We start from the raw sequence: 13230 nt of genomic DNA on the forward strand, positions 1-13230 counted from the left end.
TGAGGAAACATTATGACTGAGCCGAATCTCAAGTTCACCCGGCAGGAATTTGCCGAAAGATTGTTGAAGACCCGCGCGGCAATGCAGAAGCGTGGCATTGATCTTCTGATTTGCAGCGATCCGTCCAATATGGCCTGGCTGACGGGATATGATGGCTGGTCCTTCTATGTGCACCAGGCCGTGATGATACCGCCGGAAGGCGAACCGATCTGGTATGGCCGCGGCCAGGATGCCAACGGCGCGAAGCGCACGGCTTATCTCTCCAATGACAACATCATCGGTTACCCGGATAATTATGTTCAGTCCACCGAACGCCATCCGATGGACTATCTGTCGAAGATCATTGCCGAGCGCGGTTGGGACAAACTCACCATTGCCGTCGAGATGGATAATTACTGGTTCTCAGCCGCTGCTTTCGCGTCGCTGCAGAAGCATCTGCCGAACGCCCGTTTCGTTGATGGTACAGCCTTGGTAAACTGGCAGCGTGCAGTGAAAAGCCCGACTGAAATCGAGTACATGCGCAAGGCCGCGCGCATCGTCGAGCTCATGCATCAACGTATCGTCGACAAGATCGAGCCGGGCATGCGCAAATGCGATCTGGTTGCCGAGATTTATGACGCAGGAATTCGAGGAACAGAAAATTTTGGCGGCGATTATCCCGCAATCGTGCCGCTTCTTCCATCTGGTGCGGACGCATCAGCCCCACACCTTACGTGGGATGACAAGCCGATGAAGGTCGGTGAAGGCACTTTCTTCGAGATTGCAGGCTGCTACAACCGCTATCACGTTCCACTCTCGCGCACAGTGTTTCTTGGCAAGCCCACTCAGGAATTTCTCGACGCGGAGAAAGCCACTCTCGAAGGCATGGAAGCCGGTCTTGCCGCCGCAAAACCCGGTAATGCCTGCGAGGATATCGCCAACGCCTTCTTCGGCGTTCTCAAAAAATATGGCATCGTAAAGGATAACCGTACGGGCTATCCAATCGGCATCTCCTATCCGCCTGACTGGGGCGAACGCACCATGAGCCTGCGCCCCGGTGACAAGACCGAGCTTAAGCCGGGAATGACCTTCCACTTCATGACGGGCCTCTGGCTTGAAACCATGGGACTGGAAATCACGGAAAGTATTTTGATCACGGACACTGGCGTCGAATGCCTTGCCAACGTGCCGCGCAAGCTGTTCGTCAAGAACTGAGGCCGCCATGCAATCAGATAAACTTCGGCCCTCGCCAATTGTGCCGACTATCGACCTGGACAAACAGGGTGTTCAGCACGGATTTTTGCGCCTGCCCTACAGTCGCGACGATTCTGCCTGGGGTTCTGTGATGATCCCCATCGCGGTCGTCCGCAATGGCACTGGGCCGACTGCGCTTCTCACGGGCGGCAACCACGGCGATGAATACGAGGGCCCGATTGCATTGTTCGACCTTGCCAGGACGCTGGACCCCGGCAATGTCAGCGGCACGGTGATCATTGTGCCGGCGATGAACTATCCGGCATTTCGCGCCGGAACGCGCACATCGCCGATCGACAAGGGCAATATGAATCGCAGCTATCCCGGCAGGCCGGATGGCACGGTAACCGAGAAGATCGCCGACTACTTCACCCGTGAACTGCTACCGCGCGCTGATGTTGTCCTCGATTTCCATTCTGGTGGCAAAACTCTGGATTTCGTGCCCTTTGCCGCGGCCCATATTCTGCCAAACAAGGTGCAGGAGGCGAAGGGCTTCGATGCCGTCAGAGCGTTCTCGGCACCCTGGTCGATGCGCATGCTGGAGATCGATGCAGTTGGCATGTACGACACAACTGTCGAAGAATTGGGCAAGGTCTTCGTCACCACGGAACTAGGCGGCGGCGGTACCGCCCGGGCGGAAACCGTGGCAATCGCAAAGCGCGGCGCAATGAATGTGCTGCGGCATGCCGGAATCGTTGGCGGCCGGATCGAGCACCGCGAAACGCGCTGGCTCGATATGCCGTCAGGCGATTGCTTCTCCTTTGCCGAGGATGAAGGAATGATAGAAACAATGATTGATCTTGGTCAAAGTGTCGCCGAGGGGCAGGTTATCGCCCGAATTCACCCCATAGGCCGCACCGGTATTGCACCCGTTGAAATCCCGGCAAGGATGAACGGGCTCCTCGCCGCACGGCATTTTCCCGGGCTGGTCAAGCCGGGTGACTGCGTGGCAGTCGTCGGTACCGTCGACTGAAGTTTTGCCCACGGGACTCAAGCTGCGAGCGGTATGCGCAATTCTGCTCTCAGCCCACCTTCCGGCTCATTGCAAAGCGTGATGTCTCCTCCACTGCGCCGTGCGATGTTGCGGGCAATTGTCAGTCCGAGGCCAAAGCCTCCCGTCTGACGATTGCGTGAATCATCGACGCGCCGGAACGGCTGGAACACCTGGTTCAGTTTCGCCTGAGGAATCCCTGGCCCTTGGTCACGAATAGTAAGCAAAATGTCGGCACCGCTTTTTTTAAGACTGATATGGGCCCTCTCGCCATAGGTCACCGCGTTGTTTACGAGGTTGGTGACACACCGCCGTAGAGCAATCGGACGACCCACACAGATCAGTCCGCGCAACGCTTGGGCCGTCCCGTCAAACGATGCTTGCGGGAAACCATCGGCAATCGAGTCGACCAACGACCAGAAGTCGATCCTTTCCTGCTCTTCATCAACAATTTCGTACGTGGCGAAATCGATAACGGACCGGGATATGGCTTCGATATCGTTGAGATCATGGGTAAGCGACTGACGCAGCGGGGATTTTCGCAACAGTTCGAGACGCAGGCGAATTCGGGTTAGCGGCGTGCGCAGGTCATGGGCGAGCGCCGCGGCCAGCTGCTCGCGGTCCGCTACATATTCTCTGAGTTGCAATTGCATGGCGTTTACTGCACGCGCGGCCAATCTATATTCGCTGCTGCCGAACTCGGGAAGGAGTGGCGATTTCACATCCTCGCCTATACGCTTGACCGCTCTTTCGAGGGCACGATAAGGCGCCGTCAATCGGCGCGTTGCCCAGATCGACATTGCGATTACCACCAACGCAACCGCGCCAAACAATGGCACCGTCTGCACGGTGAAGATTGGTGGCTCCGGCGCTATAGAAGTCGAGAAGTTCAGCCATTGATTGTCCTTGAACTTGATCGAGGCCGTGAGTCCGGCGCTCTGACTGAAGTTCTCGGCAATGTCAGAAAGCTGCCGCTCTACAATTCCGACATCCGGATCAGGTGCGCTGGGGCTCTTTTCCGGACCGCTGGATATCCGGTTCGACACGCGGCGAATGCGGGCGTCAGTGACACCGAATGCGGACAATCGCGCCACCAGCACATCTTCAAGCTCGGCCAAACTATCGTCGGATGCTATAGCCGATGTTACGGTGGGCTCGTCGGACATGGAAAGTGGATTTGCAGTGTTAGACAGCGCGCTCGCAAGAAGCAGGCGGTCGGATGGCGCTGCCGCATGAAGAACCTTGACGAGCGTATAGGCTCGCTCGCTCAGCCGAAATAATTCGAGTACATCGTTGTTTTCGGTTCGATCGCGAGAGACGATCGATAGTGTCGCGATCTGCGTGGTAAGCAGACCGGCAATCAGGATGAGCAAGATCCAGCTCGGCAGCGACTGAGGCAGCAACCGTTTCATTCGGTGCTGACTTCGGGAAGGAACTGATATCCGCCGCCACGGATCGTCGAGATCAGTTTTGGCGACCTGGAATCATCTTCCATCTTCCGGCGAAGGCGGCTGATCAAAATGTCGATACTTCGATCATAACCATAGGCGGCGCTATTGCCCACGAGTTCCAGCAGTTGGTCGCGGCTCAACATGCGCTGTGTGCTCTTGACCAACGTCTCCAGGAGATTGAACTCGGCCGTTGTCAGTTCGACGCGCACCGCGTCTGGAGATACAAGCCGGCGCCGCGAGCAGTCCATCGTCCAACCGGCGAAATGGTAGACCGAGGGCTCAAGGCGGCGCTCGGCGCTCGATGTATCGAGCCGGCGCAGCACTGCGCGAATACGCGCCAGCAACTCCCTTGGGTCGAAGGGCTTTGACACATAGTCGTCCGCACCCATTTCGAGCCCGACCACCCTATCGGTGGTTTCCGTGACCGCCGTCAGCATGATGATGGGGATGCGGGAGTGCTTTCGAATGTCCCTGCAGATTTCCATCCCGCTCTTTCCCGGAAGCATCACATCCAGGATGAGAAGATCAATGGGCGTGCGAGAAAGAACTTCCTGCATTTCGTCATCGTCGCGCGCGACCGAAACATGCATTCCCCGCTTCTTCAGAAAGTCGTGCAGCAAATCTCGAATCGCTTGGTCGTCGTCGACGATCAGAATATGCGCTTCCGATTTCATGCTCATTCCTGACACCAATCGAAGTGCAGCAAACCAGTCCGCACGTTCTACTGATTGTTCTAATGCATGAACCACCTTGGAAAGCCACGCAATTCTTCGGGATTTGAACGCTGGCCCCACAAAATTCAATGACCCGGCCATGCGGCAAAATTCTGTCGCCCCGGCCTTGTTACAGAGGAGAAACAAAACACCACAAGCCAGAAAAACGCGGGCAACACTCATGCCAGATACATGGGGGGCCAAAGACACTGGCTGGTCTAATCAGGATTTATCGAAACTCAAATGGCTCTCAAGCGAAATATATCGGCCATTTCGGCAATAGTCCTGACGAGCGCAACGCTCGTTATCGCAGCAGTCGAACCGTCGATGGCCGAGGAGACGCTTACCCGCGCAGAACTATGCGGCAAGCTCCAGCAACAGGTTCAACACGCGATTACCGAACACGCCGAGGCGAAACGGGCAGCCAAGGCGAAAGCACTTCAGAAAACGGGAACGAGATTCTGCGCAAGCAACAAACAGGCGCAGGGGATCAGATCGTATGCCCAGGCTTTGAAGCTGCTTGGTGTGCAGCCGGTCGATTGACTGGCGTTATCCGATAGGCCCGCATCGAAAGGAAACTGATCAATGAAAAAGTCCCTCTATACAGCTCTCGGCCTTGCCGTTGCCATGGCTGTCTCGGCTCCAGTTGTCGCTTCCACCGCAAGTGCCGCCCCTGCAGCAACAGCGACCTCCCCCGAAGCGACTGCAACAACCATGAAAAAGTCTCCGAAACATGTGAAGAAGGTGCACAAGATGTCGGCCAAGAAGAAGGCTGTGAAACAGCCGGATACTTCTGCTCCAGCTTCTCCCGCACCTGCAGAATAACTGCAGGACAACTATCATTCATCGAACTATGCCGGCCGTGGGAAACTGCAGCCGGTGTAGTTTTGAACATCGCTAGTCCATAATCCCATTTGCGAACTTTCGTTATTCGAATCCAACATCGCGTCGTAACATCAGTCGGGTGATTCTCTTGGCCAGTGCATCGATCAGCAACCCGGGCCGGTGAAGCATCTACTGCGCCGTGCGTTCTATGAACGCATAAAAGTCGAATGGACATAGTCCACTTGGATATGTTCCAGCAAACCGGTTTGTGGAGAACTAGCTATGGGCGGAGAAAGTCTTATTGTTTTTCTTCTGGTGGGATTGGTAGCGGGATGGCTTGCAAGCCAGCTCGTTCGAGGAGGCGGGTTTGGCCTCGTCGGAGATCTGGTGGTCGGCGTTATCGGTGCCTTCATCGCGGGTTACCTTTTTCCGAGGCTGGGTATCTCGCTCGGCAGCGGCATCCTCGGCGCAATTATTGCCGCAACGATCGGAGCGGTCATTCTTCTTGTTGTGCTTCGCGCCGTCAAACGAGCCTGACTTTGACGTAACAAAAAAGCCCCCGAGCCATCAGGTTCGGGGGCTTTCGTTTGGCTATATGGACCAAGTTATGTGTGGCTCACCTGTGGCGTCGCGCCTCCCGCATCGGGAATCTGCCGCGTCGCTTCGACCATTTCATCCTTCTTGGAGATGAATGTGTAGAACATCGGCACCACAAAGAGGGTAAAGATTGTTCCGACAATGATCCCGGAGAAGATCACCAGTCCGATCGAATAGCGCGCCGCAGCGCCCGCACCAGTTGCCGTAATAAGAGGTATGACACCAAGTGCCATAGCCGCGGTCGTCATCAGGATTGGGCGTAGCCGCGTTTTTGCCGCCAGGATAATCGCGTCATGCCGCGATACTCCGTGCAACTCACGCTGCTGATTGGCAAATTCCACCATCAGGATACCGTGTTTGGTGATCAGCCCCACGAGTGTGATCAGACCAACTTGGGTATAGATGTTGAGAGTCCCCAACCCGAGGTTCAGCGGTACGATCGCACCGAAGATCGACAACGGCACCGACATCATGATGATGAACGGATCGCGAAAGCTTTCGAACTGCGCGGCCAACACCAGGTAGATCACGACAACGGCCAGCATGAATGCGATCAGGATCGTGCTTCCCTGCTCGATTTCCAACCGCGATTGGCCGGAATAGTCCATGAAGAACCCGTCCGGCATCAAGGGACGCGCCGTATCTATGACTGTTTGCAGACCTTGGCCCGTAGTAACGCCGGGCAGCGGCAGGGCCGAAATCGTCGCCGAATTCAGCTGGTTGAACTGCTCGATGGCGGCTGGCGAAGCATTCTGCGTAACCTTGATGACGGCAGACAGCGGAACCATCTCGCCAGATGCACTCTTGACGAAATACTGGCCGAGATTTTCAGGATTTGACCTATAGTCCTGCGGCACTTGGGGAATGATGTCGTAGCTGTTGGAATCTCGATCGAACTTCGAGATCTTGCCCCCGCCGACCAGCAGTCCAAGCGTCTGCCCGATATCGCTGACAGGCACACCCAGCGCCGACGCACGGTCACGATCGATTGTGACAGTTACCTGCGGCGCATTGAACGATAGGGAGTTCTGCACGATGATGAACTGTCCCGAGGCTTGAGCCTTGTTCTTGATCTCTTCCGCAACCTCGAACACCTTGTCGGCTGGTCCAGTCGACTGGATAATGATCGAGATCGGCAGTCCGCCTCCGGTACCCGGCAAGTCAGGAGGCGCGAAAATGAAGGCCTCGACACCGGCAAGCGGTCCGATCATGCCTTGCAGTTCCTCTTTGAGCTGCGCCTGCGACTTGGTGCGTTCCGACCAGTCCTTGAACACCCAGATGGCGAAGGCAGAGTTGGTCGTGCCGAAGCCCAGGATGTTGAAGCGGGTTTTCAGCTCCGGCAAATCCTTGGTCAAGGCATCGATCTGATCCGCATAGAGCTTGGTGTACTGTGATGTCGCGTATTGCGGACCGTTGACGATAGCGAACAAGGCGCCTGAATCTTCTTCAGGAGCAAGCTCGGAGTTTGTCTTCGTAAGCAGGAATCCAGTCAAGGCGACAAGCGCAATCACGGTGAACAATGTTACGAAGCGGAAGTTCAAGGAGCCCGCAACACGCCTTTCGTAAGCGCCTTCCAGCCAGCCGAAGCTCCGGTCGACGATGCGTTGAAAACGGCTGTGACCGCCTGACCGCAGCAACAGCGCGCACATCATGGGTGAGACGGTCAAGGCTGCGACACCGGAGATGATCACCGCGCCGGCAAGCGTGAAAGCGAATTCGCGGAACAGTGAGCCGGTCAAACCACCAGTAAATCCGAGCGGCGCGAACACTGCTGCAAGCGTGATGGTCATGGCCACGATCGGACCGGTGATTTCCCTCATGCCTTTCAGCGCGGCATCAAACGGTTTCAACCCCTCCTCGATATGACGGTGGATATTTTCCAGAACCACGATCGCGTCGTCGACGACGAGACCGATGGCGAGGACCATCGCGAGAAGCGAGAGCAGATTGATTGAATATCCGAGCAGGAACAGGAAGAAGCAGACACCAATCAGAGAGATCGGGATGGTGACGACCGGAATGATAACCGACCTGAAAGACCCGAGGAAGAGCAGGATAACGGCAACGACGATGAGTACCGCCTCGCCGATGGTCTTGAACACTTCCTCGATCGACGAGCTGATCTGTTCGGTCGAGTCGTAAACCATGTAGAGCCGCATGCCTTCGGGGAGGCTTGCCTGAATTGAAGGCAATTCCTTGCGAACTGCAGCGGTCATGTCGATAGGATTGGCGGCAGGCGTCGGGAAGATACCAAGGAATGTACCGCTGGACCCGTTGAAGCTGACGATTGTGTCCTTGTTGACAGCACCGAGCTCAACCCGGGCAACGTCACGCAGACGAATGATGTTGTCGCCATCGGACTTGATTGGCATCGCGCCGAAGGCCTCGGGCGTCTGCAGCGTTGTCTTCAACGTGATTGGAGAGGCATTGTAGAGATTCTCGATCTTGCCGGGCGCCGAAAGGAAATTCGACTGGTTGATCGCCGTGAGAACTTCAGACGCAGTCGTCTTGCGGGCAGCAAGCTTGATCGGATCGATCCACACGCGCATCGAGAACACCTGACCGCCCAATATCTGGGCGTCGGCAACACCTTGGATCGTCGACATGCGCGGTTGAATGACGCGTTCCAGGTATTCGGTAATCTGCTCGCTGGTCATGTTCGGGTTCTGGACAGCCAGGTACATGGTCGCGAAATCCTGCCCCGTGCCCTTGGTGATCACGGGATCGTCGGCTTCTTCAGGGAGATCGCCACGCACCTGGTTGACCTTCGAAATGACCTCGGTCAATGCGGCATCCGGGTTTGCACCCAGCTTCATCTGCACCGTCACCGTGCTCGATGACGGTGCGGAAGAGGACGTCACATAATCGATGTTCTCCGTCGTGGTCACAGCCTTTGCGATCGGGGCAGAAATGAATCCCTGCATCAGGTCGGCGCTGGCCCCCGCATAGGCGGTTTTGATGGTGATGACCGTCTCTTCCACCTTTGGATACTGACGCACGGAAAGGTTCACCAGCCCCTGCGCACCAAGCAAGATGATCATCAGAGCGACAACCGTCGACAGAACAGGACGGCGAATGAATATGTCCGAGAAGTTCATTTTGTTGGCAGTCCTGATTCTGTTTTATTGGCGGGGTTCACGTCATTGGCGATCTTGACCGCTGCACCGGGGCTCAAGCGGTTTTGACCCGCTGTCACGACAATGTCGCCATCCTTGAGGCCCTTGGTTATTTCCACAACCAGACCGGAACGGCGTCCCGGCGTGACGAACACCTGCGCCACTGTGAGCTTCTCTTCCTTTTTGTCGCCATTCGCCGGCTGCTCGGCCGCTTTCGTCTCGGCGGGTTTAGCGGCGTCGGCAGTGTTTGCCGCATCTGCCGGCTTATCCTCGGCGGGAGCAGGACGAACGACAAAGACGTAGTCGCCATAGAGGCTCGAAACGAGCGCCGTTTGCGGCAGCGTGAAGACATTCTCTTCTCTCGGCAGTGTTACCCGCACCTGCGAGAACTGACCTGGGCGAAGCTCCCCTTCGGAATTGTCTACCTGCGCACGAACCGAGACGAGCCGGGTCGCCGGGTCTATTCTGGGTTCGATCGCTGTAATCTTGCCGTCATAGTTGATGTCGCTGTCCGTCAGGCCAAGCTTGATGGGCTGGCCGATCCTGACCTGGTTGAGGACCTGTTCCGTCACGGTAAAGTCGACGCGCATCGTCGTGAGATCCTGCAAGGATACGACCACCGTTCCTATGGGCAGATATTGGCCAAGTTCGATGCGCGGAATGCCGACAGTGCCCCTGAACGGCGCCTTCAACAGTTTCTGGTCCATGACAGCCTGCAACTTGGCGATTTCGGCCTTTTTCGCCAATGATGCAGATTGCGCTTCGTCGACTGCGGATACGGCACCTACACCCCGTGTATTCAGCGTGCGGGCACGTGCCAGCGTCTGATCCATGAGTACATCCTGCGCGCGGGCGGCAACGATGTCCGCCTTCTCGATAGCATCGTCGAGCTGCAGGAGCGGCGCGTCCTTTTCCACGATCTGGTTGGCCTTGAACGGAATGTCCTTGACGATACCGGCAACCTCTACGGACAGTTCGACACCCTGGATCGCGCTTAGCGTACCAATCGCCTCGATCTCAGGCATCCATTCACCCGGCTTGACCGTGTATGTCGAGACGGGCGCTGCAGGCTGCTGCATCGTCGCAAAGAACTGCTTGATCATCGAGTCCCTGAAGAAGTTGAACCACACCAGCCCGCCAGCAACAGCCACGACGAGGATGAGAATGATCGCAGGCATCATGTAGCGCTTGATCTTGGGGAACAGCAGCCAGATCAATCCAACGAACACCAGGATGCCGGCCGCGGTGGGCAGCACGTAACCCTTGAACTCCGGAGCTTTTGTCCACACCAGTCCACCGAGCACAACGACCAGGACCAGAACGATTAGGGGTGCAATGTAGCGCTTAATCATGGAAAGACGGCTCCGAAACAAAACAATGGCCAGCAAAGAAGTCTGCCAGCCTGTCAGATGAAGTTAAATCGTGTGGACTTGATGGCCACGCGCAATGTACTGTACCGTCCGGACGGTAATGTCAATATGGACTGATAGTTCCCTTACACCGAAAGCGCTAGAATGACGACTGATACCCTTTCTACAAAAGACAAGATTTTGCAGGCGGCAGCCGAAATCGCCAAGGAAGTGGGCCCTGTTCACCTCTCCCTTGATGCAGTGGCGCGGCGAGCGGGTCTGTCGAAAGGGGGATTGCTATATACGTTTCCGACCAAGGCCAAATTGCTCGAAGCACTGGTGGAGCAGCATGTTTCGGAATTCGACGAATCGCTTCGCAGAGAGGAAGCGGCTCGTAACCACGGGCCCAATAGCGTCGTTCTTGCCTGTATCGCTGTCTATCGGGCGGAGTTCGTTTGCAATGAACCGGAGCCTTCCGGCATTCTTGCAGCCATCGCGAACGATCCGGGCTTTCTCGAGCCAATCCGCCGGTATAACAAGCAGCTCCTGCAGCGTATGCGCGACAACGCGGAAGACCCGACACTTGCGATGATGGTGTTTCTGACGATCGAAGGACTGCGCAGCTTGAAACTGTTCGAAATGGGTCTGCTCAGCAAGGCCGAGCAGATTGCCGCAATTGACCGGTTGAAGAACCTGTTTGAACCAGCCGATCCAGAAATGGCCGACGTGCCTGTCCCTGCCTGATCAGGCGTAGCGAGCTATGTCTCCCTGCTCCCACGCCGCTTGCGTTTCTCCCGCGAAACCATTGAAATTACCGGCTTCAATCGCGCTGCGAATGCCTTGCATCAGGTGCTGATAGTAAGAAAGGTTGTTCCACGTCAGCAGCATTGCGCCAAGCGATTCTCCTGATTTGACCAGGTGGTGCAGATAGGCCCGGCTGTAATCTCGAGCTGCGGGACAGGTGGACTCTTCGTCGAGCGGACGCGGATCGTCCGCGTGCCGCGCGTTTCGCAGGTTAACCTTGCCGCGGCGCGTGAAGGCAAGTCCGTGCCGCCCTGCCCGCGTCGGCATCACGCAATCGAACATGTCGATGCCCCTCGCCACGGATTTAAGGATATCGTCAGGCGTGCCGACCCCCATGAGGTAGCGCGGTTTGTCGCCGGGAAGCTCTGGACAGGTCGCGTCCAGCATTTCCAGCATGATTTCCTGCGGCTCACCCACCGCGAGCCCGCCAACGGCATAGCCTTTCAGATCCATATTCTTGAGAGCTTGCGCGGAGCGAATACGCAGGTCAGCAATGTCGCCTCCCTGTACGATGCCAAACATGGCCTTGCCCGGCTGGTTGCCGAAGGCCGCTTTGCAGCGTTCCGCCCAGCGCAGCGACAATTCCATTGCGCGTTGAATGTCTGCGGGCGTCGATGGCAAGGCAACGCACTCGTCGAGTTGCATCTGAATATCGGAATCAAGCAGGCCCTGGATTTCGATCGAGCGTTCCGGCGTCATCTCGTAGGCGCGGCCGTCGATATGGGAGCGGAACGTGACACCACTTTCGGTCAGTTTGCGCAGTTGGGCCAGCGACATGACCTGAAATCCGCCGGAATCGGTCAGGATCGGGCCCGGCCAGCGGGCGAAGTCGTGCAAACCGCCCAGTTTCGCTACGCGTTCAGCCCCTGGGCGCAGCATCAGGTGATATGTGTTCCCAAGAATGATGTCGGCGCCGAGGTCACGCACCTGATCCATATACATCGCCTTCACGGTTCCGCCGGTGCCCACCGGCATGAAGGCCGGTGTGCGCACGGTGCCGCGCGGCATCGTGATTTCACCGCGGCGGGCCTTGCCGTCAGTGGCAATCAGTTTGAATTGGAAATTCTCGTTCATGATGTGGATCGCCATAACAGGCTTGCATCGCCGTAGGAATAGAACCTGTAATGATTTTTAACGGCGTATTCGTAAGCCGCGTGCATGCGCTCAAACCCGCTGAAGGCGGAGACAAGCATGAACAGCGTGGAGCGTGGCAGATGAAAATTCGTCATCAGCATATCCACCGCACGAAATTTGTACCCGGGCGTAATGAAAATATCCGTCGCACCCGACCATCGCCGGATCACGCCGCTTTCGTCAGTTGCACTTTCAAGTAGACGCAATGACGTCGTCCCCACAGAAACGATCCGTCCACCGCGCGCTTTCACTTCATTGAGCGCATCTGCGGTGAATTGGTCGACTATGCCGATCTCCGCATGCATCTTGTGATCGGCGGTGTCATCCGCTTTGACGGGAAGAAATGTACCCGCGCCCACATGCAGCGTCACAAAATGCTCTTCGATCCCCCGCTTCTTCAGATCATCCAGCAATTCGGGCGTGAAATGCAGGCCTGCAGTCGGAGCGGCGACAGCCCCCTCTTCCTTCGCGTAGACAGTCTGATAGTCCTCGCGATCACGAACATCATCCGCACGCTTTGAAGCGATGTAAGGCGGAAGTGGAATATGTCCCACGGCAGCAATCGCCTGGTCGAGGTCAGCACCGCTGAAATCGAAGACCAGCAGCGCTTCCCCCGCATCGCCCTTCTCGGCAACCGTCGCCTGCAGAGAGCCGAGAAGGCACGCATTGTTGCCATGGCCAAAATCGATCCGTTCGCCTTCCTTCACGCGCTTTGCCGGGCGCAGGAAGGCTTTCCAGCGGTCCGGTCCCGCCCGCATGTGAAGGGTCGCGCTGATCTGTGCCTTCACCCCATCACGTTCACGAAACCCTTCAAGCTGAGCCGGTATCACTTTGGTATCGTTGAAGACCAACGCGTCGCCTGGTCGCAAAAAATCACCCAGGTTGCGAACTGTGCTGTCCTTGAAATCGGCACCATCCGCGCGCACAAGTAAAAGCCGCGCTGAATCGCGCGGCTCTGCTGGTCTCAATGCGATGTTCTCTTCCGGCAGATCGAAGTCGAAAAGATCAACGCGCATG

At 56.7% G+C, this 13230-nt stretch carries 12 protein-coding genes; 6 read left to right on the forward strand and 6 right to left on the reverse strand.

The window, feature by feature from the left end:
- Positions 1-12: 12 nt before the first annotated feature.
- A complete protein-coding gene (gene doeA, locus CU100_RS11840) occupies positions 13-1194 on the forward strand; it encodes an ectoine hydrolase DoeA (RefSeq protein WP_106716760.1) in 1182 nt (393 codons plus the stop codon).
- A 7-nt stretch (positions 1195-1201) separates the two neighbouring features.
- Positions 1202-2206 (forward strand): N(2)-acetyl-L-2,4-diaminobutanoate deacetylase DoeB, encoded by a 1005-nt coding sequence (doeB, locus tag CU100_RS11845; protein ID WP_106716761.1) that lies wholly within the window; start codon positions 1202-1204, stop codon positions 2204-2206.
- A 17-nt stretch (positions 2207-2223) separates the two neighbouring features.
- On the opposite strand, the gene CU100_RS11850 is transcribed toward doeB, so the two are convergent.
- Both CU100_RS11850 and CU100_RS11855 read right to left on the reverse strand, forming a co-directional pair.
- Positions 2224-3636: an ATP-binding protein gene (locus CU100_RS11850; RefSeq protein WP_106716762.1), complete on the reverse strand. Its 1413-nt coding sequence runs from the start codon at positions 3634-3636 to the stop codon at positions 2224-2226.
- On the reverse strand, positions 3633-4349 hold the full coding sequence (locus tag CU100_RS11855; RefSeq protein ID WP_106716763.1) for a response regulator: 717 nt from the start codon (positions 4347-4349) through the stop codon (positions 3633-3635). The genes CU100_RS11850 and CU100_RS11855 overlap by 4 nt, the downstream gene beginning before the upstream one ends.
- 282 nt (positions 4350-4631) lie before the next feature.
- Here CU100_RS11855 and CU100_RS11860 point away from each other — a divergent pair, with 282 nt between their 5' ends.
- The 3 genes from CU100_RS11860 to CU100_RS11870 all read left to right on the forward strand — a co-directional run bounded on the left by CU100_RS11860 (position 4632) and on the right by CU100_RS11870 (position 5750).
- A complete protein-coding gene (locus CU100_RS11860) occupies positions 4632-4931 on the forward strand; it encodes an FKBP-type peptidyl-prolyl cis-trans isomerase N-terminal domain-containing protein (RefSeq protein ID WP_106716764.1) in 300 nt (99 codons plus the stop codon).
- Between the two features lie 42 nt (positions 4932-4973).
- Entirely contained in the window at positions 4974-5213 is a 240-nt protein-coding gene (locus CU100_RS11865; RefSeq protein WP_106716765.1) for a hypothetical protein, read from the forward strand.
- Between the two features lie 282 nt (positions 5214-5495).
- Positions 5496-5750: a GlsB/YeaQ/YmgE family stress response membrane protein gene (locus CU100_RS11870; protein WP_106716766.1), complete on the forward strand. Its 255-nt coding sequence runs from the start codon at positions 5496-5498 to the stop codon at positions 5748-5750.
- 68 nt (positions 5751-5818) lie between these two features.
- Here the strand turns inward: CU100_RS11870 and CU100_RS11875 are convergent, their stop codons facing one another.
- Both CU100_RS11875 and CU100_RS11880 read right to left on the reverse strand, forming a co-directional pair.
- A complete protein-coding gene (locus CU100_RS11875) occupies positions 5819-8908 on the reverse strand; it encodes an efflux RND transporter permease subunit (RefSeq protein ID WP_106716767.1) in 3090 nt (1029 codons plus the stop codon).
- Complete coding sequence (locus CU100_RS11880; protein WP_106717247.1) at positions 8905-10107, reverse strand: efflux RND transporter periplasmic adaptor subunit; 1203 nt, start codon at positions 10105-10107, stop codon at positions 8905-8907. The genes CU100_RS11875 and CU100_RS11880 overlap by 4 nt, the downstream gene beginning before the upstream one ends.
- Positions 10108-10440: 333 nt before the next feature.
- Here CU100_RS11880 and CU100_RS11885 point away from each other — a divergent pair, with 333 nt between their 5' ends.
- On the forward strand, positions 10441-11019 hold the full coding sequence (locus CU100_RS11885; RefSeq protein WP_106716768.1) for a TetR/AcrR family transcriptional regulator: 579 nt from the start codon (positions 10441-10443) through the stop codon (positions 11017-11019).
- Here the strand turns inward: CU100_RS11885 and tgt are convergent, their stop codons facing one another.
- Both tgt and queA read right to left on the reverse strand, forming a co-directional pair.
- Positions 11020-12153: a tRNA guanosine(34) transglycosylase Tgt gene (gene tgt, locus CU100_RS11890; RefSeq protein ID WP_106717248.1), complete on the reverse strand. Its 1134-nt coding sequence runs from the start codon at positions 12151-12153 to the stop codon at positions 11020-11022.
- The gene (queA, locus tag CU100_RS11895) at positions 12150-13229 is read right to left on the reverse strand and encodes a tRNA preQ1(34) S-adenosylmethionine ribosyltransferase-isomerase QueA (protein ID WP_106716769.1); all 1080 of its coding nucleotides are present in this window, start codon (positions 13227-13229) and stop codon (positions 12150-12152) included. Before queA ends, tgt begins: the two co-directional genes overlap by 4 nt.
- Between the last annotated feature and the right edge of the window lies 1 nt (position 13230).

The organism is Phyllobacterium endophyticum (assembly GCF_003010935.1).
GTDB classification, from domain to species: Bacteria; Pseudomonadota; Alphaproteobacteria; order Rhizobiales; family Rhizobiaceae; genus Phyllobacterium; species Phyllobacterium endophyticum.

Bases quoted from the DNA above. Each gene is read 5' to 3' on its own strand.
- doeA (WP_106716760.1), top strand. From the start codon at position 13: ATGACTGAGCCGAATCTCAAGTTCACCCGGCAGGAATTTGCCGAAAGA.
- doeB (WP_106716761.1), top strand. From the start codon at position 1,202: ATGCAATCAGATAAACTTCGGCCCTCGCCAATTGTGCCGACTATCGAC.
- CU100_RS11850 (WP_106716762.1), bottom strand. From the start codon at position 3,636: ATGAAACGGTTGCTGCCTCAGTCGCTGCCGAGCTGGATCTTGCTCATC.
- CU100_RS11855 (WP_106716763.1), bottom strand. From the start codon at position 4,349: ATGAAATCGGAAGCGCATATTCTGATCGTCGACGACGACCAAGCGATT.
- CU100_RS11860 (WP_106716764.1), top strand. From the start codon at position 4,632: ATGGCTCTCAAGCGAAATATATCGGCCATTTCGGCAATAGTCCTGACG.
- CU100_RS11865 (WP_106716765.1), top strand. From the start codon at position 4,974: ATGAAAAAGTCCCTCTATACAGCTCTCGGCCTTGCCGTTGCCATGGCT.
- CU100_RS11870 (WP_106716766.1), top strand. From the start codon at position 5,496: ATGGGCGGAGAAAGTCTTATTGTTTTTCTTCTGGTGGGATTGGTAGCG.
- CU100_RS11875 (WP_106716767.1), bottom strand. From the start codon at position 8,908: ATGAACTTCTCGGACATATTCATTCGCCGTCCTGTTCTGTCGACGGTT.
- CU100_RS11880 (WP_106717247.1), bottom strand. From the start codon at position 10,107: ATGATGCCTGCGATCATTCTCATCCTCGTCGTGGCTGTTGCTGGCGGG.
- CU100_RS11885 (WP_106716768.1), top strand. From the start codon at position 10,441: ATGACGACTGATACCCTTTCTACAAAAGACAAGATTTTGCAGGCGGCA.
- tgt (WP_106717248.1), bottom strand. From the start codon at position 12,153: ATGAACGAGAATTTCCAATTCAAACTGATTGCCACTGACGGCAAGGCC.
- queA (WP_106716769.1), bottom strand. From the start codon at position 13,229: ATGCGCGTTGATCTTTTCGACTTCGATCTGCCGGAAGAGAACATCGCA.